Below are 22,161 nucleotides of genomic sequence, written 5' to 3' on the forward strand. Positions count from 1 at the left end.
ATTTGCCATTTAAAAACCATATATAACTGTATATTGAACGATTTGATTTCGCTGAAATAATTGTTTGAATTACCGAACCACACCTAATTAAACTTTAATATGAAACCATCCTGATTTTTCAAAAACAGATATTGAAATGAACAAATCATGATCGCTTCATCACCATTAAAAACAAATTTTATGCAGATGAAAAAGCTTTTACTATTTACGCTTACCTTAATGGGCCCTTTTGTTTACGCGCAAAACAAGGACAAATTAACCCATGCCATTGATGTAGATGCCATAAGGGAAACCAAACTAACCGGTTATATTGGCCTGGAACCAACTATAATGTCCAAACCAGCAAAAACCGAAAACGTTAAATCATTACTTAAAAGATTTCCAGAAAAAAAATACTTCACTTTCCCTGAAAGCAGAGCCAATTCCATCCGCCTGCTGGATAGTTTACCAGAAAAATGGACCAGCTACACGGCCAGGGAGCTCAGTTCCGTAAATGGCAAGGCCCAACCTGGAGAATATTATACTTTTCAGGTAGGTGTATATGCCGATGCCTTACAGCTAAAAAACATTCAGGTAAACTTCTCCTCCCTAAAAAACAGCGCAGGACAACTAATTAAAGATGTGACTTGTTTTAATACGGGTGGAATTTCATTCAAAGGCGAAAAGTTCTCTAAAACCATTTCATCCAAACCAAAAACTGTACTTCCGCTGTGGTTTGGCGTAAACGTTCCGGAAGATTATAAAGGAGAGTTTAAAGGGACGGTTGAAATTAAACCTGAGGGCCTCCCAGCTACGCTCATTGATGTTACTTTAACGGTAGCGGGAAACCTGATTGTGAATCATGGATTAAACGATGAAACAACTTTAGCCCGTTTATCCTGGTTAAATACAGATGTAGCATTAGACAATGGCATCACAAATGGCTTTAAGCAAGTAACCAGAGCACAAAAAGACATCAGCATACTGGGCCGGAGCATTAGGCTTTCTGATCAGGGTTTGCCTTTAGATATCCAAAGTTATTTTGACAAAAACAACGAACTCATTTCTCCTCATGGACAGCCTATTCTTGCCGCCCCTATCAAATTTGTGATCCAACAAAAAGGCAAAGAGCTGGATTTAAAAGCTTCCACATTAAAATTTACAGACCATTTTCCGGGCTCTACACATTGGGAAACCACCCTCACTAACGGGGATATTACCGTAAATGTAAAAGGACGTGCAGATTACGACGGCTTTATAGGCTACAGTGCTACGGTATCTGCAACAAAAGACATCAACATAGACGACATCAGACTCCAGGTGCCTATGCAACCTGAAAAAGCCATTTACATGATGGGTTTGGACAAAGAAGGTGGCTTTAGTCCGGAAGAATGGAAATGGAAATGGGATGTTATTGAGAAACATCAGGATGAAGTCTGGATGGGCGCGGTAAACGGAGGGCTTAAGCTTAAACTTAAAGGCAAGAATTACCAGAGACAGCTTGTTAATTTATATTATCCTTTTGGACCGCTTCATGAGCCTGAATCCTGGGGCAATGGCAATAAGGGCGGTGTAGATATCTACAAGCAAGACAAAGCAGTTATGATTAAGGCTTATTCAGGTCAGCGAATCCTTAAAAAAGGTGAAACTTATTTGTTTGATGCTGAATTTTTAGTGACTCCCTTTAAACTAATCAACAAAAGCATTCAGTTTAATGACCGTTATTACCATTCTGATATTGACACCACCAGCAACACAATAAAACTTGCGGAACAGCATGGCGCCAATATCATTAACGTTCACCATAAAAAAGACATCTATCCTTTTCTGGACTATCCATTTGCCAATGACAATGTACCAGATTTAAAAGCTTTTATAGATAGCTCGCACGTTAAAAACTTTAAAACAAAGATTTATTATACTACCCGTGAAATCAGCGTAAACGCACCTGAATTATGGGCAATGCGTGCTTTGGGAGACGAAATTATATATCCTGGCCCAGGTATGGCCACCAGAACATTGGTAAATCCTAATGGCGTACACCCCTGGTTGGGCAAAAACCTCAAAGAAAACTTCATCCCTGGTTGGGTGGCCACCTTTACTGCCGGAAAGTACAAAGGCAGGCAAGACCTTGCCATATTAACCAGACCTGATTCGCGGCTAAATAACTTTTTTCTGGGCGGAATGGATTGGATGTGCAAGGAACTAAAAATAGATGGGATTTACATGGATGACCTTGCATTAGACAGGGAAACCATGCAACGCACGCGTAAAATCCTGGAACGAGAAAGACCCGGCGGTAAAATTGACATGCACACCTGGAACCATTACAACAAATATGCTAGATGGGCATCTTCGCTAAATTTATACATGGACATGTTACCTTATATAGACCATTTATGGGTTGGTGAGGCAAGAGATTATAACCGCTCTGCAGATTACTGGCTAATTGAAGTGAGCGGAATTCCTTTTGGTCTTTCTTCGCAAATGCTAAACAAAGGCGGCAACCCATGGCGCGGAATGGTTTTTGGCATCACCAACAGGTTAGGGTGGTTCAGGGCTAAAACTCCAGAATACATCTGGAAATTCTGGGACGACTATCACATTGAAAGAAAACAAATGATCGGTTTCTGGAACGACGAAGTACCCGTTAAGACCAATAATCCAGAGACACAGGCTACCATTTACAAAGGTAAAGACGAAGTAATTATTGCCGTAGCCAACTGGACCTCTAAACCTGCTAAATGCAAATTACTTATTGACTGGGAGGCCATTGGCATGAAACCAAATGAAGTTACGGCAACCATTCCTGAAGTTAAGGAATTTCAGGATGCGAAAGCCATTAACCTAAAAGATGATATTGAAATGGAGGCTGAGAAAGGCTACCTGATTGTGATTAAAAAAAACCAATAAGGCATGAAGAATCTTTTTAAGTTATCCTTGTCGCTTGCGGTAGTGTTTTGCAGCACATTTTATGCTGCAAACGCACAATCTGTTACTAAAATATATGTAGATCCAAAAGGGAGCGAAACCGCAAACGGAAGCAAAAACAACCCTGTTAATAGCCTGACAAAAGCGGTAGCTTTAGCAAAAGGCAGCGGCAAACAATCTTCTGCCCCTATAGAAATCATTTTAAGGGGAGGAACTTATTTCTTAAACCAGACTTTTGAGATTACGGCAAAAACGGGCTGGGATTCTAAGGTACCCTTAACTCTTACCGGCTATAAAAAAGAAAAGGCTATTTTACACGGTGGCAAAATTGCCGGTAAGGAATTGATCCTTCCTGTTTCTGATCCTGAATTTGCACAACGGTTTTCGCCCGAGGTAAGAAGTAAAATCAGGCAAATTAACCTGGATCAGGCAGGTATCACCAATATTGGCAAAATGCATACGTTTGGATTCTCCAGACCTATTTCTCCTGCCTGGCTGGAAATATTTATTGATGGGCATCCGGGCACTATTGCCCGCTGGCCAAATAAAGGTAGCATCCCTATAAAATCTGTGTTGGATACCGGATCTGTTCCACGTTGGGGAGACCTTAGTAACCGCGGCGGTGTTTTCACTTATGCAGATTCAGTAAGCAGGCCCTCAAAATGGAAACACCCCGAAAAAGCCTGGATCTCCGGCTATTTTATGTGGGGCTATGCGGACGACGCTGTACAGTTAAAAGCTATTGATACGGTTAAAAAAGTCATTTCGAGTAAATACCCTTCGTATTACGGTTTTAGCAGCGGAAAGGGCTGGCGTTCCTGGTACGTGTATAATCTTCCTGAAGAGATTGATCTTCCGGGAGAATATTATGTAGAAGAAAGCACCAGGACTTTATATTTCCTGCCGCCCGATAATTTCGATAAAGTTGAAATATCTGAAATGGAGACACCCTTGCTTGCCCTTGATGACGTATCAAATGTTACGGTTAAGAACCTCTTTTTCCAATGTGGCAGGGGAATGGGAATTTCAACGGAACGCACAACAAAACTGATGATAGAGAGCTGTAGCTTCTCTAACCTCGGATTAATGGCCATTTACATGGGCAAAGGTGTAAAACCTATCGACCCTATGTCTAATGTTGGCGGCATACCAACTTCCAGAACGGTAGGCAATATTGTTCAATATGTTTACGACAACAGCAATTTTGACAGGGAAGCGGGTACAAATAATGGTATCGTTAACTGCGAGATATTCAATACCGGCTGTGGTGGCATTTATTTGAACGGCGGAAACAGGTTAACCCTGGAGGCGGGTAACAACTACGTAGAAAACTGCCGTGTACACGACTACAACAGATTGGAGAAAACGTACAGGCCGGGCATCTGGATTACTGGTTGTGGTAACCACATTTCCAATTGCGAGGTGTACAATGCACCTTCTGTTGGCATCTTTTTACATGGTAACAATCACCTGATAGAATACAACAACCTGCATCACCTGAACCTGGAAGGCGATGATATGGGTGCTTTATATTTTGGCCGTAACCCCTCCGAGCAGGGACAAATTGTACGATACAATTACTTTAGTCACATAGGCAGTGAACATAAAACCATGGCCATTTATCATGATGATGGCGCATGCGGCATGCAGGTTTACAGTAATATTTTTTATAAAGCCGGTACAGTGGCAGGTTTTATTGGTGGCGGCAGGGATAATCCTTACACCAATAACATCATTATAGACAACCGCTACGCCTTTCATATGGACAACAGACTGAGCAATTGGGCCAGAGGGGTGATGGCGCCAAACGGATTATTCAGGACACGACTGGAATTGGTAAACTACAATAAACCGCCATATTCTGTACAGTATCCGGCATTGGCCAACTATTGGGAAGATGATCCTGGAATGCCCAAACGTAATTTCTTTTCCAAAAACCTTCTGGTAAACAACAAGGAAAGAGTAGAAGGTAAGCCGGAACTGACCCAGTATGCAGATGACAATTTTGAAACCACTACTGACCCGGGATTTGTAAATTACGCAAAGGAGGATTTCAGGTTAAAAAAAGATGCGATAGTTTGGGAAAAAATACCCGGATTTAAGGCCATTCCGGTAGAAAAAATTGGCTATAAACGAAATTATAAGAAGAAGTAACCCCATATATACAAATATGCTCCAGGCAGCCTTTTTAGAAGACATTAACCTTTGCACACCTATAGAAAAGATTTCCCAATCTCTGGATCAGGAAATGAGACATGCTATAGCCTGCAGGCCATGGCCCGAATTTGGTTATAAACCTGAAGTATCTTTTGCCATTGCGCATGGCAAAAATGCCATTTTGCTTAAATTTTTCGTCACTGAAGAAGCCATACGCGCAGTGTACCTAAATCCTAATGACCCGGTATACCTGGACAGCTGTGTTGAGTTTTTTATCGGCTTTAATGATGATGCTGACTATTACAATTTTGAGTTCAATTGTGCAGGCACCTGTTTACTGGGTTATGGAAGCGGAAGGGAAAGACAGTTATTGCCGGTAGCTGAGATTAGAAAAATAAAACATGAAAGCCGCATCCGGAACCCCAGAGAAGAAAAGTTAATAGACTGGGAACTTACCGTAGTTATTCCTACTGAAGTGATGATCTTTCATCACTTCAGTAGCCTTAACAAGAGCCAAAGCAGGGTCAATTTCTTTAAATGCGGAGATGGGCTTCCGAAGCCACACTACCTGTCATGGAACAACATTGAATCTGACGAACCAAACTTCCATCAGTCACAGTTCTTTGGATCGCTTTATTTCCAGTAACTATCTTAAAACCTGTTGTACAACATAGATTCGTCTATGTAATAATTAAGGTTTTCTTTGGTTACGATATCAAGCGGCAAAAACTTAATGGCAGAAATTTCCTTTTTAAACACCAGATGGTCTACCAGCTGGTTAATTCCCCAATAACCCTGTCCAAGCGGATTCTGGTTAATCAAAAAACTTATGGCACCTTTATTCAGGTAATGAAGGTTTTGAGGGATTAAATCGTAACCAATAATTTTAATATGATTGATGAACTTCTGCTCAAAATATTTTGCAATCTCGTAAGCTTTTGAGGTGGTTACAAAACAAAACTGCAGCTGAGGATTACTTTCAAATACAGCATCCAGCTGCTCTACAAATAATGCGTAATTGTTGCGGTTTAACTCTACTTTAATCACTTCATAGTGCTCACTCAGATTATTCTGGATAAAATAATTTCTAAGGCCCTGCTCCTTTTTAATCAAATGCGCCGCATTACTCATTTCCTCATCAATGTGCGCAATCAATATCGATGCAGGCTGTGGCCTGCCAAAATGGATCAGGTTTGCTGCAACAAGACCACTCTGGTAAGAATCCTGCCCAATGTAACTCAGGGGATCGAACTCCGCAATCTGCGTATTAAACAACACAAAAGGGATCTCCATCTTTTTCCAGGTTTCAAAAAAGGAAAGTACCTCGCGGTAAAAAATAGGCGACAATAAAATCCCGTCGGGATTGGACTGAGTAACTGCCTCAGCCATCTCCTTAAAAGACTGCACATCGTAAGGGTTGAACATAAACGGACTTACATTTACACCATATTGCCTGGCTTCTTTTGCAGCTTTCTCAATGCCTAGTTTAGGATCCAGCCAGTAAGCATCGAAAGCCGGATCAGGGATTAAAGCTGCAAAACGATACTCTTTTTTGTTACCAAGTGCCCGGGCCATAAAATTTGGCTCGTAATTCATCTCCGCTAAAATCTTCAGTACCTTTTCCTTTACTTTTTCAGAAACATTTCCTCTGTCATGTAATACCCGGTCTACTGTTCCCGCAGATACCTTTGCCTTAAGGGCAATATCTTTTATACGGATGTTCTTTGTTTCTTTCATTCTTAAAAAAACGGAGGCTAATTTATTTAATTATGTAAATGTATCGATTTTAACTGTAACAGAAAGTTTACCACACAGGAATTTTATTTAATCTCCTGAACTGCTCAAAGCAGCAATTTGCTCCTGGCAAAAGCGCCTCGAAACGCCTTCGAAACTTAAAATGTATACGTATTACAAATTAAACACATTTTATCCATTTATCCATGCTCAGCATTATTGTGTCCGCACACAATTATACATTTTTACTTGCTTATTATTATTTAGTTCATTAAGTTTGATAAACAAATTTATCACCTGCAAATGGAACAAGGATCAACATGTAACGGGAAGGCCCAAATCAGAACTGAACAAATTGTTCTTTGCACCTACCCCTATTCAGATCCCAACCCTGTTCCTGAATTTGGCCGCTTGTACCCTTATAATAGATTTGATGGTTATACTGATCATCCGCAAGACCTGGCCTGGGAAATGGTGGTCATGGAAAATGATTTTATAAAACTCTGGATTAACCCATCTATAGGGGGTAAGATTTGGGGGGCCATTGAAAAAGCCACGGGCAAAGAATTTATTTACTTTAACCACACCGCGAAGTTCAGGGATGTTGCGATGCGGGGGCCCTGGACTTCTGGAGGAATGGAAACCAACATGGGCATTATTGGCCATACGCCCTCCTGTTCTGCACCGATAGATTATCACTTACGCCACAATGAGGATGGAAGTGTGAGTTGTTTTATTGGCGCTACGGACTGGCCATCGCGCACGGAATGGCGAATTGAGGTTCACCTGGATAAGAATGCGGCTTACTTTAGCACCAAAAGCTGGTGGTATAATAACAGCTGCCTGTCGCAATCCTACTATCAATGGAACAATGTGGGGATAAAAACTGCTGGAAACCTGGAATACGTATTTCCTGGCCATAAACATATAGGCCATAATGGCACAGCCTTAAACTGGCCGGAAGATGAAAATGGGAAACACATCTCCCAATATGAACAGAACGACGTAGGCGAATATAAATCTTATCATGTATTTGGATCCTTCTCCGATTTTTGGGGCTGCTACTGGCACAACGATCAATTTGGCATGGGCCATGCAGCGGCTTATGACGACAAACCAGGTAAAAAAATCTGGATCTGGGGACTGTCGCGCTATGGAATGATTTGGGAAGATTTACTAACGGATAGTGACGGACAGTACACCGAAGTCCAATCGGGAAGGCTTTTTAACCAAAGTATTGCTGCAAGTTCCAAAACTCCTTTTAAACACCGTTCATTTTTACCCTGCACGTTTGATACTTGGGAGGAACACTGGTTCCCGGTTAAAAACACAGGGGGACTTAGCTACGGCAATCAGCAGCTTTCCTTCCACATAACTGCAGCGGAACAAGGAAGTCAACTGAACATCTGTGCTAATACGCAACTAAATCATCTGCTTAAGGTATTTATAAATGGTCAGGAGGTTTTAAATGCCAGCCTGCAATTAAAGCCTATGGACACCTGCAGTTTTGCCATTGCGGGTAAGCCAAAGCTCGAAGAAATGTTGGTATTGCTCAACGATACCATTATTTTTGATGGTCCTGAGCAGCATAGCCCCTTAAGCCGGCCGATAAAAATAGATGAGGGTTATGATTTCAATGCTGTACAAGCCTCTTGTTTACAAGCAAAAGAATGGGAAAGACAACGCTTTTACAAAAGGGCAATAGATGAATATGCCATTTGCCTAAAAAAGGATCCATATTTTATAGAGGCGCTGTGCGGACTTGCGGGCTTATGCATTAAACGGTCAGTACCGGAAGAGGCCCTGCCCTACCTGCTTAGGGCACTGGCTACAGACACTTACCATGATGAAGCGAACTACCTTTACGGATTGGCTAATGTACGTTTAAACCAACTAACGGATGCAAAAGATGGCTTCTCTATTGCAAGCCAATCAGTAGCATACCGGACGGCGGCATATACGGAGCTTAGCAAAATGTACTTTAGGGAGGGCCAGCTTGAAAAAGCAAATACCTACTTAAAAAAAGCACAGCTTTACAGCCCGCTAAACCTCCAGTGCGATCGCCTCAACATCGTCATCAACAGACTAAAGGGCAATACAGATTTAGCGCAAGAGCTGTGCAGACTGGTCCTTAAAAAGGATCCGCTGAATTACCTGGCCAGATTTGAACTGGACAACAGCACCTTATTAACAGTAAGCGAAATGCCCCATGAAACCTATCTGGAACTTGCCGCATTTTATTATAATTTAAATTTATATGCTGAAGCAGTAAGGGTGTTGGTTGCCGCACCGGCACATGCAATAGTTCAATTGTGGATTGCCTACCTTCAGTACCGCTCTGAATTACCTGAACTGGCTGCCTTATCTTTAGAGAAAAGCGCGCTACTGACCGCAGAACTCGTATTTCCGCATCGCGAAGAGGATTTGATTATGTTGAAATGGGCTATTGAACATCATCCTTCATGGAAATTCAGGTATTACCTTGCCTTACATTACGTACAAAACCTACGGAAAAATGAAGCCTTAGGCTTATTGAAATCCTGTGGACAATTGCCAGACTTCTATCCATTTTACCTGGTTAGGGCGAAATTGGAAAAAGAACTGAACGGACAAATGGATAAAGACGATTTACAAGCTGCATACCGTATTGCGCCAGAAGAATGGAGAACGGTAAGTGCCTGGGCAAAATATCTGGAAGAGCAGGGAGATTATGCCGCCGCAGTGCAGAGCATTGAGAAATGTTATGCTACCCAGCCTGAAAACTATTACCTTGGATTACAGCTTGCCCGCTGCCTGATGCAGATGAAAGCCTATAAAAAAGGCATAACCCTGATGAAAGGGCTAAATGTGCTACCAAATGAAGGCGCATCTGAAGGCCGAAATTGCTGGCGCGAAACCCATCTTTATGCTGCGCTGGAAGCCATGGAAACCGAAGATTGGAATACTGCGGTACTACATATTGAACAAGCCAAAACCTGGCCTGAGCAGATGGGCATTGGCAAACCCTATCATGTTGATGAAAGACTGGAAGATTTTATGATGATGAGCTGTTATGCCCCGCAACAACACAAGAGCACTTCTGCCCTGCTTCATCAAATTGCCTGCTATAGAGAGGCTCAACATCCAGGTCCGTATGGATCTACAGATTTTATCAGCTTTTTAGTCCTTATGGCAGCTGGCGAGACAGAGAAAGCCCAACAACTGCTTAGTGCCTGGGTACAGCAAGATCCTGAAGCTTTACCGCTAGCCTGGTCTTTGGCCGTAGTAGCCGGGGATCAAAAAAAGATTGATCAGCTATCTGGTCTACCGCTCCTAATTAAAGAAGTATTACCGTATGAAATCCCATTTGAAGACCGGTCTTATTTGTTTATTAAAAAACTATATAAGATGGGATTTCTTAACCTGCAAGCAACCGTTAACCAATAAAATATAACCTAAAACATTACGTAATGGAAACTAACCAACTACAAGATTACTCTGAATATCATCAACTGGTCTCCGACTTTTTTAAATGGCCGGCCAATAAAGAGGAATGGGAACAATACCGTCTAACCGACGAACAAGTGCAATTTTTTAATGAAAATGGCTATTTAAGTGGCATTAAATTTTTAGAAGACTGGCAGGTAGATGCGCTTAACCATGATTTGGTCCGCATCTCAGATCCAAACTTACCAGACCACACCTTATTTCACCAGTTTTTTTCAAATGCCTCTACAGATCCTAATTCGGTTTTGTTTCATGCGTTGGGCGCCTGGAGAACTACCCCTACTTTTCACGACATTCTTTGGAACCCTGCTTTCGTTATGGCTGCAAGTCAGCTATTGGGCGATAGGGCGGTTCGCTTCTGGCATGACCAGCTCTTTTGCAAACCTGCCAAACATGGTGGCGTAGTAGCCTGGCATCAGGATTATTCTTACTGGACCCGTACCATTCCTTTACAACATTTAACCTGCTGGGTAGCACTGGATGATGCGACGACCGAAAATGGCTGCATGTATTATGTTCCGGGAAGCCATAATTGGGGATTTTTAGGCAAACCAGAACTTACCGGAGAAATGGAAGGCTTAATGGATTTTTTATCAGATGAGCAAAAAGAGGCCTTTAAACCTATTCCCATTGAGCTTAACAGGGGCTACGGTACGTTCCACCATCCTTTACTCATTCATGGTTCTTACGAGAACAGCTCGGAAAAACTAAGACGTGCATTTGTGCTCAATCTTTTTGCTGACGGTACCACCTCAGATACGGATACGCCGCTGATGCCTGGTGCACCTGCTACACCTAAAGGTGAAAAAATAAGCGGACAATTCTTTCCACTGCTGATTGATCCTGCAGTTGAGTTTGCAAAATAAGCATGGACATTTTATTCTTTTGTACAAGATGGGGATCTGAACATTTAAGCTGGAGAGATTTTGCGCAGAAGGTTAAAGAAGCCGGCTACGATGGAATTGAAGCCAGTTTGCCTGTAGCTAAAGCAGAGCAGCAGCAACTGGCAGCGGCCCTTGCACAGTATGAGCTGAAATTTATTGGCGTACACTGGGATACAGTTACAGCCGATTATCATAGGCACAGGTATGAACTTGAGGAGCGGTTGCAGGCATTGATAGCAGCCGCGCCCCTGTTCATTACGTCGCATACCGGTAAAGACCATTTCAGCTTTGAGCAAAATAGCGCATTGTTAAACCTTGCAGAAGAAATGAGCGGGGAGTCTGGCATCAGTATCCTCCATGAAACCCACCGGGGCAAGTTTAGCTTCGCGGCACACCTCACCAAACCTTACCTGGAGCAATACCCCTGGTTGAAACTTACGCTTGACATTTCTCACTGGTATGCGGTTGCAGAAAGTTACCTGCAAGACCAGCAGGAAGCTGTAGAACTGGCATTGCAACACACGGCACACATCCATTCAAGGGTTGGTTTTACACAAGGACCACAAGTGCCCGACCCCAGAGCCGAGGAATGGCAGGAAGCTTTAAATTACCACCTAAAATGCTGGGATAAAGCCATTGTAAAGCAAAAAAACAACGGCGCCACACGCTTTACTTTTACCTCAGAATTTGGGCCTTTCCCGTATATGTCTATATTCGGCAAGCAGAACGATGTACTAACCAAACATCAATGGGAACTTAACAATTACATGAAAGATTTACTAAAAACCCGATACCATGTCAGCGGAAACCAAAACTAAACAAATCATCACCATCGGCGCCTTCTTTTTCATCTTCGGTTTCATCACCTGGATCAACGGCACGCTTATCCCCTACCTTAGGATTGCCTGCGAGCTGGAAGAATGGCAGGCCTACCTGGTTACTTTTGCCTTTTACATCTCTTATACGGTCATGGCTATTCCTTCCAGCTCCCTGTTACAATATACGGGTATGGTAAAGGGGATGCGTGTAGGCCTCATTATCATGGCCGCAGGCTGCCTGATCTTTATACCAGCTGCTTTGATAAGGTACTACCCTTTATTTTTACTTGGGCTTTTTGTGGTAGGTACCGGAACCACCTTGTTGCAAACTGCGGTAAACCCCTACATCACGCTGCTGGGCCCGGCAGAAAAAGCTGCACAACGCATTAGCATCATGGGTATCTGCAATAAATTTGCAGGGGTAATGGCGCCCATTATCCTTGGTGCAATCATTTTAAAAAACTCCGACGGGCTCATCCAGGAACTGCAGGTCATGACTCCTGATGAGAGAACAGTACGGCTAGATCAGTTGGCCCATGCCGTAATTGTACCCTATCTGGCTTTAACTGCCATCCTGTTGCTGATTGCTTACCTGATTAAATTTGCGCACCTGCCGGAAATCAATCCGGCAGAGCCCCATACAGCAGAAGATACCGTGCAGGCACAACCCTCTGCCGACCAACGTCTCAATTTCGCACTGGGTTTTATGGCTACCTTTTGTACCGTTGGCCTTGAGGTAATTGCAGGAGATACCATCGGGAACTATGGAATTTACCAGGGCATGTCGCTCAATGTTGCCAAAAGCCTAACCTCTTATACCTTAGCCAGCACTATGGTGGGATACCTGATTGGTGCCTATGCCATTCCGAGATTTGTTACCCAGGAAAAAGCATTTACCTGGTCGGCCATATTGGGCATTCTCATTTCCCTACTGGTTGTGTTTATCCCGGGCAGCAATTCCATCGTCTTTGTGGCACTGCTTGGCCTTTCTAATGCCTTACTATGGCCAGCCATCTGGCCACAGGCTTTAAAAGGCCTTAAAGGAAAGCATTTAAACCAAGGCTCTGCCATTTTAATCATGGGCATTGCAGGTGGCGCCATTATGCCCCTGGTATATGGTGCACTTGCTACCTACACCAATAACCAGCATGCTTATTTTATTTTAATTCCTTGCTACCTCTTTGTACTCTATTATAGCCTGAGAGGAAGAAAACAACAACAAATAACCCTATGAATTTAAAACAACTTACTTTTTTTAACGCCTGTTTATGCTTCCTGTTTTTACAGGTTAACACCCATGCGCAGGATTTAAATTATGCGAAAGCTGCTGTAAAAACATTGACTTCAGCTGATTTTAAAGGTCGCGGTTATGTAGCCAACGGCGCTAAAAAAGCCGCCGAATTTGTAGCAGCCGAATTTAAAAAAGATGGATTAACCCCCTTAAATAAGGGTTCTTATTTTCATGAATTTGAGCTTTCGGTAAATACCTTTCCCGGCAAAATTAAACTGGCTGTAAACGGACAGCTCCTGGAGCCCGCCGTAGATTACCTTGTCAATTCATTTAGTCCCTCTGTAAAAGGCAAATTTAAAGTCTATCCGGTAACCCGTGCGCAACTCAGATCAGTGCAATTCTTTGACGCCTTAATAGCGAAGGCAAAGGATGGCTTCATTTTATTGGACAACAGGCCTGTTGCTAAAGAAACCGAAGAGGAAGATGCCCTGGTTTCAAAGCACATCAGAAGCCTTAAAACAGATGAAAAACTGGATTTTAAGGGCTTCATCGTATCTTCAAATGATAAGCTAACCTGGACCACTTTAACCTATCAGTTGTCCAGACCGGTTTTAACCATCAACAAAAAAGACTTCAACCCTTCTACTGCCAACGAAATTGATATTGATGTTGAAGCCAAATTTATTCCAGCCTACAAAACCAGGAATGTTGCGGGTATGGTAAAAGGTACCAGCGTACCAGACAGCCTGGTGGTCGTTACTGCACATTTTGACCATTTAGGTATGATGGGAAACCAAATTTATTTCCCCGGGGCCAATGACAATGCAAGTGGCACAGCAATGTTACTGAGCATGGCAAAATATTACAGCAGTCACCCGCCTAAATATTCTATGGTATTTATTGGCTTCTCTGGCGAGGAGATTGGTATGTTGGGTTCAAAGGCATTTGTTGAAAATCCCTTGTTTGATTTGAGAAAGATTAAGTTCCTAACCAATTTTGACATGGCGGGGACCGGAGAAGAAGGCATAAGGGTAGTGAACGGAACGATTTATAAAAACCAGTACGACAGACTGGTAGAATTAAACAACAAGTACCAGCTGGTTCCGAAAGTTGACATCAGGGGCGAATCCTGCAATAGTGACCATTGTGCTTTTTACCAAAAGGGTGTACCCGCTATTTTTATCTATACACAGGGCGGAATACGGGCTTACCATGATATTTACGACCGTTATGAAACCCTGCCTTTTACCGAGTTTGAAGACTATTTTAAGCTGATGACAAAGTTCTTCGACAGCCTGTAACCATGATTTTATGGGCTTAGTATTAAATATTCTATATCTTTGTTAACTAGATAAACTGATTAAAACATGTTAAAAAGAGTAGTTATTACAGGTATAGGGGCATTAACCCCGCTGGGAAATGATGTTAATTCTTTCTGGAACAATACAGTAGCAGGGAAAAGTGGTGCTGCAAAAATCACCCGTTTTGATGCTTCATTGTTCCGTACCCAATTTGCCTGTGAACTTAAAGATTTTGATGTTACTAAATATTTAGACCGTAACGATATCAAAAGGACAGACCGGTTTACACAGTACGCATTGGTTGCATCTGATGAAGCCATTAAAGATTCAGGTTTTGAATTTGAGAAAATGAACCCTTTTGATGTGGGTGTAATCTGGGGCTCTGGACAAGGTGGCATGGATACTTTTGAACAGCAATCTGCAGAATATGCTCTGGGCGATGGCACACCTCGTTATAGTCCGTTTTTTGTGCCTAAACTCATCGCCAACATGGCCTCTGGTATGATTTCCATCCGTGGTGGCTACATGGGTATTAACTACACTACGGTTTCTGCCTGCGCTACTTCCAATACCGCAATAATGGATGCTTTCAACTATATCCGTTTGGGTAAAGCTAAGATCATCATTAGTGGTGGCTCTGAAGCACCAATCTCTGCATCCTCAGTGGGTGGTTTTTGCGCCATGAAAGCCATGTCTGCACAAAATGACACGCCTGAAACGGCCTCTAAGCCATTCGATGTAACCCGCGACGGTTTTGTAATGGGCGAAGGTGCTGGTGCTTTGGTACTGGAAGAATATGAGCATGCGGTAAAACGTGGTGCTAAAATTTATGCCGAAGTTGGTGGCGCATCTATGACTGCCGATGCCTATCACATGACCGCAACACATCCCGAAGGCCTTGGCGCATCTCATGCCATGCATCTTGCTCTTGAAGAAGCGGGACTGAGTATTTTTGATATTAACTATTTAAATACGCATGCTACCTCTACACCTGTTGGCGACCTTTCTGAAGTAAAAGCGGTAACCAACCTGTTAGGTACGAAAAAAAATAGTTTATACATCAGTGCTACAAAATCAATGACCGGACACCTGTTAGGTGCAGCCGGCGCCATTGAAGCCATCATTTGTTTGTTGAGCATGAGGGACAGTGTGATTCCCCCAACCATCAACACCACAACATTGGATCCTGCAATACCTGGCCATTTGAATATTGTACTGAAGGAAGCTTTACATACTAAAGTAAAAAATACCATGAGCAATACTTTTGGCTTTGGAGGCCACAACGGTATTGTGGTATTTAAGTCTGTTTAAGACCAATACTAGCCGCCCAGTAATTAAACTTGGCGTAGAAATTATCAAAGTCTATTGGCTTTGTAATGTAATCATCCATACCGGCAGCAAGACATTCTTCACGGTCTTGCTCATAAGCACCGGCTGTCATAGCGATGATTACAGGTCGTTCCCGGCCATATTCTTTGATAATTTCTCTGGTGGCTTGTAAGCCGTCCATTTCAGGCATTTGTACATCCATCATCACCACATCGTATTTTTGGCGTTTTAAGGAGGACAGTACTTCCAACCCGTTAGAGACTACATCACAAGCATATCCCGCATTTTTAAATGCATTTACCATGATCTTTTGGTTAATGATGTTATCTTCTGCCACCAGGATACTCAGGGTAGAAAAGCCTGTAGATGGTACGCCTGCCGAAGCCAACACCGGACTTTCTACTTTCTTTTGAACACTGGTTTTAACCGACAATCTATCCAGCAACATTTTATGAAAATAATCTGGCTTAATTGGCTTATCCAAAATGGCGGCAAATAAACTCAACTCCTCTTTCCGCTCTGCCGGAAAAGTAAAGGAAGATCCGAATAAAACCAGGGGTATTTGATCTCCATATCGCTTACGAATCTCTACCGCTACATCTATGCCGTTCATGTCTGGCATCAACATATCTATAATCACAATATCAAAGCTACGCTGAGCCATCGCTTCAATTCCATCGGGGCCATTGTCAAAAGTAATGGCCAGCATGCCCCATTGCGCACAATGTTCTTTCAGAATTTTTAAATTGGTGGTATTATCGTCTATGATCAATGCCGATTTACCGGCCAGGTCTTTCTGCACCACTACGGATTTGTATTCCTTTATGCCGGTATGAACTTTTACCTGGATGGTAAATTTAAAGGTTGTACCTACGTTAACCTCACTTTCTACATTAATACTTCCCTGCATCTTCTCAATTAACCGGGCACTAATGGCCAAACCAAGTCCCGTGCCGCCATACTTACGCGTAGTGGAAGAGTCTACCTGAGAAAAGGAACTAAACAGCTTATGCATTTTATCTTCCGGGATGCCGATGCCGCTATCTTTTACAGAAAACTCCAGCTCGTATTGGTCTTCTATTTTTGAAAGCAGCTTTATACTCGTTAAAATCTCACCGCTGGGTGTAAACTTAATGGCATTACCCACCAGGTTTACCACAATCTGCCGCAGGCGTGTCATATCCCCAACAATTTCCAAAGGAACTTCTGGCGCAATTACATAGAGCAGGTCAAGATCTTTTTCCAAAGCCTTTAAAGCAAGCAGGTCGTAGGTTTCCTCAATGATCTTATGGATAAAAAAGGGATGTTCTTCCAACTCCAGTTTACCAGATTCAATTTTAGAGAAATCGAGGATCTCATTGATAATCTCCAGTAAAGAATCTGCACTGATCCGGATAGATTCTACAAAGTCAAACTGATCTTCGGTCAGTGTGGTATTGCGCAAAAGGCTCGTCATCCCAATCACCCCGTTCATTGGTGTTCTGATCTCATGGCTCATATTGGCCAAAAATTCAGACTTGGCCCTATTTTGTTCATCTGCAAGCTTACTTTTCTCTTCCAGTTGAACATTCAGCTCTTTGAGGTTTTCATCGTACAGGTATTGCTGCGTACAGTCGGCAAAAGTCCATAACATGCCGCTGACGTTTTCACTTACTGTTGGTGTACAGCAAACATTTAACACCAGAAACTCGGGTTCGTTAAAAATCCATTGCCAGTCTTTAATCGTCTTATCTTCTGAACGGAACAAGGCAATCCCACGCTGAAAGATTTCTTCTTTATTGGAGGCAGAAACCCGCAGTTGCTGCATGGCTTCGGAGAGCCGGGTTGGAACTACACTTCCGCCAGACATGCCAAATAATTTAGCGGCCTGATCGTTTATCCAGCTATTTTTACCAGAATCATCTATAAAAACGATGCTCTGCGGCACAGTTTGCAAAATCGCATTAAACCTTACCTTTAATTCTTCAAGCGCATAATAAGTCTGGGCCAGCTTACCTGCCTCGTTTATTTTCGTTAAACAAGCCTCAATAAAATCCGTAAAATCTTCATCAAAAACAAAGGTATTTGTCCAGCTCAACAGGATGTATCCGCTTGCAGAGTCTTGTTTTACCGGCAAGACCACTAAGGATTTCGCGGAGTTGAACAATTTTAAAAAAGAACCGTCAAAAGAGCTTTCCGGAAGCTGGTAGTAAAGTGCTGCGGTATGCCCCTGAAACGGGCTAAAAATATCCAAATCTACGTATACGGTATCCCGGTCCATGGTATCCGGCAAAATGAGACGTGCCGTAACGGCATCCTCCTTCTTGATCAGGATCACCTCATCTGCTCCAGCAATGCTTTTTAAATAAAGCATGCTCCGGTGCATGGTCCTGGTCCATTCTTCATATCCCTCTTCCGAGCCAAGTCTGGCAATAAAGGTTAGCGCGCGTTTTGCCCAATTGATCATTACCAGCCTAATTGATAAATGACTGGACCGCCTTTATAATTTCAGCAGGTGCGCTAATGTGAGGAAAATGTCCTTCAGCATCTACATAAACCAACTGGCTGCCTGTAATGTTCTCCGATAGGTATTCCGCAACAAATTCGGGAACAGCAATATCGTTGTGCGATTGAATAATGAGGGTATCTTTTGCCAGTTTAGCAACCTCGCCCCTAACATCCGACTCAAAAATAACTTTAGAAACAGCAAGTGCAATGTCAGGACGAATGGCCGACAAGGTTTGTGCAAAGCGTGCCCCCAGTTCGGGATGATCTGGATTACCCATTGCGGCGGCAGAAAAGCCACTTACCCAGGCGTAATAATTGGTGGTCATGGTCACGTACATTTCATCCAGTACCGGCTGGGTAAAACCGCCCTTATAACCGGCAGGCTCATCATTGAGGTAACGCGGGGAAGCCCCAATAAACACCAGTTTTGTAAAATATTCAGGCGCTTTTAAACTGGCCAGCAAGGTAATCATAGAACTTACCGAATGTGCTACTACAAACGTATTTTCGAGGTTAAGCTCTTTTGCAATGGCTATTAAATCTTCGGCGTAGGTATGGAGTGTATTGTATTTAATGGGGCTGTAAGCAGCTTCATCGGCTTGGCCGCCCCCCACATTGTCAAATAAAACCAGGCGATAGTCATCGGCAAAAGCCGGCTTTACAGCATCCCAGGCAGTTTGGTCGGTACCAAATCCATTGGCAAATAGTATGGTCTTATCGGCATTTAGGTTTCCTTCTATATTAATATTGTGCTTCTTCTTCAAATTCAGATCCATAGTATACATAAAATAGGGTACTATAAATGTACGAAAATGAGTGGCATTTGGGTTTCTTACTTTTATTAAATAATAAACAATTTGATTTCACAAACGTTAGCTGTTTAATTAACAGGTATTTTATACCTTTGTGCTACATCTGCTTCATGAATAAGAATACCCGCCAGAACCTGCTTATCGCATTAACCTATTCTGTTACCTTAATAGGCGGGATGTTTTTGGGTTATAAATTCCTGAAAGACCAAGGTTTTGCCGTTCAGAAATATGTTGTTACCGCTCAAAATAACGACGAAAAAATCAACGAAATTATCCACCTTATCGACAAAAATTATGTGGATGAAGTGAACACCGACACCTTAAATAAACTGCCCATTGACAGCATTTTACACCAGTTAGACCCACACAGCATGTACCTGTCCGCCTCTTCCACAGAAGAACAAACAGAACAACTGGAAGGAAACTTTGAAGGCATTGGCATAGAATATTACATCTTAAATGACACTTTATTGGTGACCAATGTAGTGAAAGACGGGCCTGCTTATGGCGCGGGGCTTAAACTTGGTGACAAGATCTTAAAAATAGACAGCAATATTGTAAGCGGAAAACAGCTGTTACGGGAGCAGATGACTGGCAAAATTAAAGGAAAAAAGGGAACTTCGGTTCAGCTGCTGGTGTTACGCAGCGGTTCCAACACGCCTTCCATCCTCAACATCAGGAGGGGAAAAATCCAGGTGAGCAGTATTGACGCCGCCTACATGCTCAACAACGATGCCGCTTATGTTCGGATCAGTAAGTTTGGCGCAAACACAGATGTAGACTTTACAGAAGCCATTCGCCAGTTAAAAGCAAAAGGAATGACTAAACTGATCCTGGACCTGCGCGACAATGGCGGTGGTTATTTAACCGCGGCTACGGGACTGGCCAATCAATTGCTTCCAGAAAACAAATTAATTGTGTACACCCAGGGAAAACATGAGCCCCGTACGGATTACATTGCCACTGGGGGCGGAGAGTTTGAACAGGGTAAACTTGCGATATTAATCAATGAAAACTCTGCCTCGGCAAGCGAGATTTTGGCGGGTGCCGTGCAAGACCTTTCCCGCGGAATTATTATTGGCCGTCGTTCATTTGGCAAAGGCCTGGTGCAGGAGCAATTTCCTTTTGGTGATGGCTCTGCTTTAAACCTTACTATAGCACGTTATTATACCCCTTCTGGCCGAAGCATCCAGAAATCCTATAAAAAAGGATATGCAGCCTATAAAAACGAAATCGGCGACCGGTTTAACGATGGTGAATTAACAGATACCAGCTCAGTTAAAAAGGTTTTTGCGGGTGGTGGCATCCAGCCAGATGTTTATGTAAAAATGGATACGGCTGGCATCAACAAATTCTACACCAGCCTCATTGGCAAAAAGGTATTGTTCGACTTTGTATTTGATGTGCTGGCTTCCAGATATGACGCTGCTTACCTGGAGCAAAACATCAAAACTTTTAACATTAGTCCGGCTGATTTCAAAGACCTTGTCAAATATGTAGAACAAAGGAATATTGCTGTAGATCAGCGGCAACTTACCGCAGCAAGGCCATTGATTTACAATGACCTTAGGGTTTTACTCTACAAGTACCATCTCGGAGATTCCGGCTATTACAAAGCCTTAAATCAAAATGACACCATGGTAAAAAAGGCGCTGACAAGCTTGCAATAAGAGCCATTTTATTTCTGCCTAAAGAAGATCTGTATTGGCGTACCTTTAAAATCAAAGTTCTCTCTTAGCTTGTTCTCAATAAAACGCTTGTAAGGCTCTTTAATGTATTGCGGCAGATTACAAAAGAAAGCAAACATGGGTGAACTTGCATTAATCTGCGTTACATATTTTACTTTGATGTATTTGCCTTTTAATGATGGTGGCGGATATTTTTCAATGATCGGCAGCATCACATCATTTAATTTAGAGGTAGGGATCTTTTTGCCCCTGTTTTTATAAACTTCTAAAGCAGTTTCTATTGCCTGAAAAATCCTTTGTTTATTGATCACAGAGGTAAACAGAATAGGCACATCTGTAAAAGGCTGTAATTTCTGACGGATCTGATCTTCAAATACTTTAACCGTTTGGTTGTTCTTTTCGATCAGGTCCCATTTGTTAACCAAAATAACGATACCTTTTTTATTCTTCTCTGCAAGGTGAAAGATGTTCACATCCTGAGATTCTAAACCTTCCTCTGCATCAACCATTAAAATTACCACATCAGCTTCTTCCAGCGCCTTAATGGTACGCATTACAGAATAAAACTCTATGTTCTCTTTTACTTTGGTTTTCTTTCTTAAACCAGCGGTATCAATAAACATGAACTCATGCCCAAACTGATTGTAATGGATGTGAATGGAATCGCGGGTGGTACCTGCAATTGGGGTTACAATATTTCTGTCTTTCCCAATCAAGGCATTGATCAATGATGATTTACCTACGTTAGGCCTTCCAACAATGGTTAGCTTCGGTAAAGAATTTTCTTCAAGCGGTACATCTTCAAAATGAGCAACTACTTCGTCAAGTAGATCTCCGGTACCAGAACCTGTCATGGATGAAATGGTATAGATTTCTCCTAAACCAAAACCATAAAATACGGCGGCGTCATTTTCCAGTTGGGTATTGTCAACTTTATTTACAACTGTAAATGCCGGTTTTTTACTTCTTCTCAGTAATTGTGCAATTTCATCGTCCAGATCGGTGATGCCTGTAGTTACATCCACCATAAACAACAATACTGTTGCTTCTTCAATGGCAATGATTACCTGCTCACGTATGGCGGCTTCAAAAACATCTTCAGAATTGGCTACATAACCACCCGTATCAATTACCGTAAATTGCTTATCAATCCATTCTGCGACACCGTAATGGCGATCGCGGGTTACACCGCTAAAATCATCAACAATGGCTTTACGACTTTCTGTTAAGCGGTTAAACAGGGTAGATTTGCCTACGTTTGGTCTTCCGACAATTGCGATAATGTTACTCATGTGTATACTGTATTGTAATAATTGTAATTAAG

The 22,161-nt window shown here is 42.5% G+C and carries 14 protein-coding genes; 10 read left to right on the forward strand and 4 right to left on the reverse strand.

Annotation, left to right across the window (positions count from 1 at the left end):
• Positions 1-186 precede the first annotated feature (186 nt).
• Genes LPB86_RS00420 through LPB86_RS00430 form a run of 3 tightly spaced genes read left to right on the forward strand, consistent with a single transcriptional unit; the run spans position 187 to position 5,713 of the window.
• Positions 187-2,892 carry a glycoside hydrolase domain-containing protein gene (locus tag LPB86_RS00420; protein WP_230640491.1) on the forward strand — a complete coding sequence of 902 codons (2,706 nt, stop codon included), beginning with the start codon at positions 187-189 and terminating at the stop codon, positions 2,890-2,892.
• Positions 2,893-2,895: 3 nt separating this feature from the next.
• Complete coding sequence (locus LPB86_RS00425) at positions 2,896-5,064, forward strand: right-handed parallel beta-helix repeat-containing protein (RefSeq protein ID WP_230640492.1); 2,169 nt, start codon at positions 2,896-2,898, stop codon at positions 5,062-5,064.
• Between the two features lie 16 nt (positions 5,065-5,080).
• Complete coding sequence (locus LPB86_RS00430; RefSeq protein WP_230640493.1) at positions 5,081-5,713, forward strand: carbohydrate-binding family 9-like protein; 633 nt, start codon at positions 5,081-5,083, stop codon at positions 5,711-5,713.
• A gap of 5 nt (positions 5,714-5,718) precedes the next feature.
• Here LPB86_RS00430 and LPB86_RS00435 read toward each other — a convergent pair whose 3' ends face one another.
• Positions 5,719-6,804, reverse strand: coding sequence for a substrate-binding domain-containing protein (locus LPB86_RS00435; protein WP_230640494.1), 1,086 nt, complete (start codon positions 6,802-6,804; stop codon positions 5,719-5,721).
• 300 nt (positions 6,805-7,104) lie between these two features.
• Here LPB86_RS00435 and LPB86_RS00440 point away from each other — a divergent pair, with 300 nt between their 5' ends.
• From LPB86_RS00440 to fabF, 6 genes are all read left to right on the forward strand, one after another.
• A complete protein-coding gene (locus LPB86_RS00440; RefSeq protein ID WP_230640495.1) occupies positions 7,105-10,227 on the forward strand; it encodes a DUF5107 domain-containing protein in 3,123 nt (1,040 codons plus the stop codon).
• 23 nt (positions 10,228-10,250) lie between these two features.
• Complete coding sequence (locus tag LPB86_RS00445; protein WP_230640496.1) at positions 10,251-11,153, forward strand: phytanoyl-CoA dioxygenase family protein; 903 nt, start codon at positions 10,251-10,253, stop codon at positions 11,151-11,153.
• A 2-nt stretch (positions 11,154-11,155) separates the two neighbouring features.
• Positions 11,156-11,989, forward strand: a complete 834-nt coding sequence (locus LPB86_RS00450; protein WP_230640497.1) for a sugar phosphate isomerase/epimerase — start codon at positions 11,156-11,158, stop codon at positions 11,987-11,989.
• A complete protein-coding gene (locus LPB86_RS00455) occupies positions 11,967-13,223 on the forward strand; it encodes a sugar MFS transporter (protein ID WP_230640498.1) in 1,257 nt (418 codons plus the stop codon). Before LPB86_RS00450 ends, LPB86_RS00455 begins: the two co-directional genes overlap by 23 nt.
• On the forward strand, positions 13,220-14,521 hold the full coding sequence (locus LPB86_RS00460; protein WP_230640499.1) for a M28 family metallopeptidase: 1,302 nt from the start codon (positions 13,220-13,222) through the stop codon (positions 14,519-14,521). Before LPB86_RS00455 ends, LPB86_RS00460 begins: the two co-directional genes overlap by 4 nt.
• A 66-nt stretch (positions 14,522-14,587) precedes the next feature.
• On the forward strand, positions 14,588-15,832 hold the full coding sequence (gene fabF / locus LPB86_RS00465; protein WP_230640500.1) for a beta-ketoacyl-ACP synthase II: 1,245 nt from the start codon (positions 14,588-14,590) through the stop codon (positions 15,830-15,832).
• On the opposite strand, the gene LPB86_RS00470 is transcribed toward fabF, so the two are convergent.
• Together LPB86_RS00470 and LPB86_RS00475 are read right to left on the reverse strand one after the other, a co-directional pair.
• A complete protein-coding gene (locus tag LPB86_RS00470; protein WP_230640501.1) occupies positions 15,819-18,296 on the reverse strand; it encodes a response regulator in 2,478 nt (825 codons plus the stop codon). The two genes, fabF and LPB86_RS00470, sit on opposite strands and share 14 nt — an antisense overlap.
• Before the next feature lie 7 nt (positions 18,297-18,303).
• Positions 18,304-19,101, reverse strand: a complete 798-nt coding sequence (locus LPB86_RS00475; protein WP_230640502.1) for an alpha/beta fold hydrolase — start codon at positions 19,099-19,101, stop codon at positions 18,304-18,306.
• Between the two features lie 158 nt (positions 19,102-19,259).
• Between LPB86_RS00475 and LPB86_RS00480 the strand changes: the two genes are divergently transcribed.
• The gene (locus LPB86_RS00480; RefSeq protein WP_230640503.1) at positions 19,260-20,819 is read left to right on the forward strand and encodes a S41 family peptidase; all 1,560 of its coding nucleotides are present in this window, start codon (positions 19,260-19,262) and stop codon (positions 20,817-20,819) included.
• Positions 20,820-20,827: 8 nt separating this feature from the next.
• On the opposite strand, the gene der is transcribed toward LPB86_RS00480, so the two are convergent.
• Entirely contained in the window at positions 20,828-22,129 is a 1,302-nt protein-coding gene (gene der / locus LPB86_RS00485; protein WP_230640504.1) for a ribosome biogenesis GTPase Der, read from the reverse strand.
• Positions 22,130-22,161: the final 32 nt, after the last annotated feature.

It is taken from the genome of Pedobacter sp. MC2016-14, assembly GCF_020991475.1.
In the GTDB taxonomy this organism is placed as follows: Bacteria; Bacteroidota; Bacteroidia; order Sphingobacteriales; family Sphingobacteriaceae; genus Pedobacter.

Bases quoted from the DNA above. Each gene is read 5' to 3' on its own strand.
- LPB86_RS00470 (WP_230640501.1), bottom strand. From the start codon at position 18,296: ATGATCAATTGGGCAAAACGCGCGCTAACCTTTATTGCCAGACTTGGC.
- LPB86_RS00435 (WP_230640494.1), bottom strand. From the start codon at position 6,804: ATGAAAGAAACAAAGAACATCCGTATAAAAGATATTGCCCTTAAGGCA.
- LPB86_RS00445 (WP_230640496.1), top strand. From the start codon at position 10,251: ATGGAAACTAACCAACTACAAGATTACTCTGAATATCATCAACTGGTC.
- LPB86_RS00430 (WP_230640493.1), top strand. From the start codon at position 5,081: ATGCTCCAGGCAGCCTTTTTAGAAGACATTAACCTTTGCACACCTATA.
- LPB86_RS00460 (WP_230640499.1), top strand. From the start codon at position 13,220: ATGAATTTAAAACAACTTACTTTTTTTAACGCCTGTTTATGCTTCCTG.
- LPB86_RS00480 (WP_230640503.1), top strand. From the start codon at position 19,260: ATGAATAAGAATACCCGCCAGAACCTGCTTATCGCATTAACCTATTCT.
- LPB86_RS00420 (WP_230640491.1), top strand. From the start codon at position 187: ATGAAAAAGCTTTTACTATTTACGCTTACCTTAATGGGCCCTTTTGTT.
- LPB86_RS00425 (WP_230640492.1), top strand. From the start codon at position 2,896: ATGAAGAATCTTTTTAAGTTATCCTTGTCGCTTGCGGTAGTGTTTTGC.
- der (WP_230640504.1), bottom strand. From the start codon at position 22,129: ATGAGTAACATTATCGCAATTGTCGGAAGACCAAACGTAGGCAAATCT.
- LPB86_RS00440 (WP_230640495.1), top strand. From the start codon at position 7,105: ATGGAACAAGGATCAACATGTAACGGGAAGGCCCAAATCAGAACTGAA.
- LPB86_RS00455 (WP_230640498.1), top strand. From the start codon at position 11,967: ATGTCAGCGGAAACCAAAACTAAACAAATCATCACCATCGGCGCCTTC.
- fabF (WP_230640500.1), top strand. From the start codon at position 14,588: ATGTTAAAAAGAGTAGTTATTACAGGTATAGGGGCATTAACCCCGCTG.
- LPB86_RS00450 (WP_230640497.1), top strand. From the start codon at position 11,156: ATGGACATTTTATTCTTTTGTACAAGATGGGGATCTGAACATTTAAGC.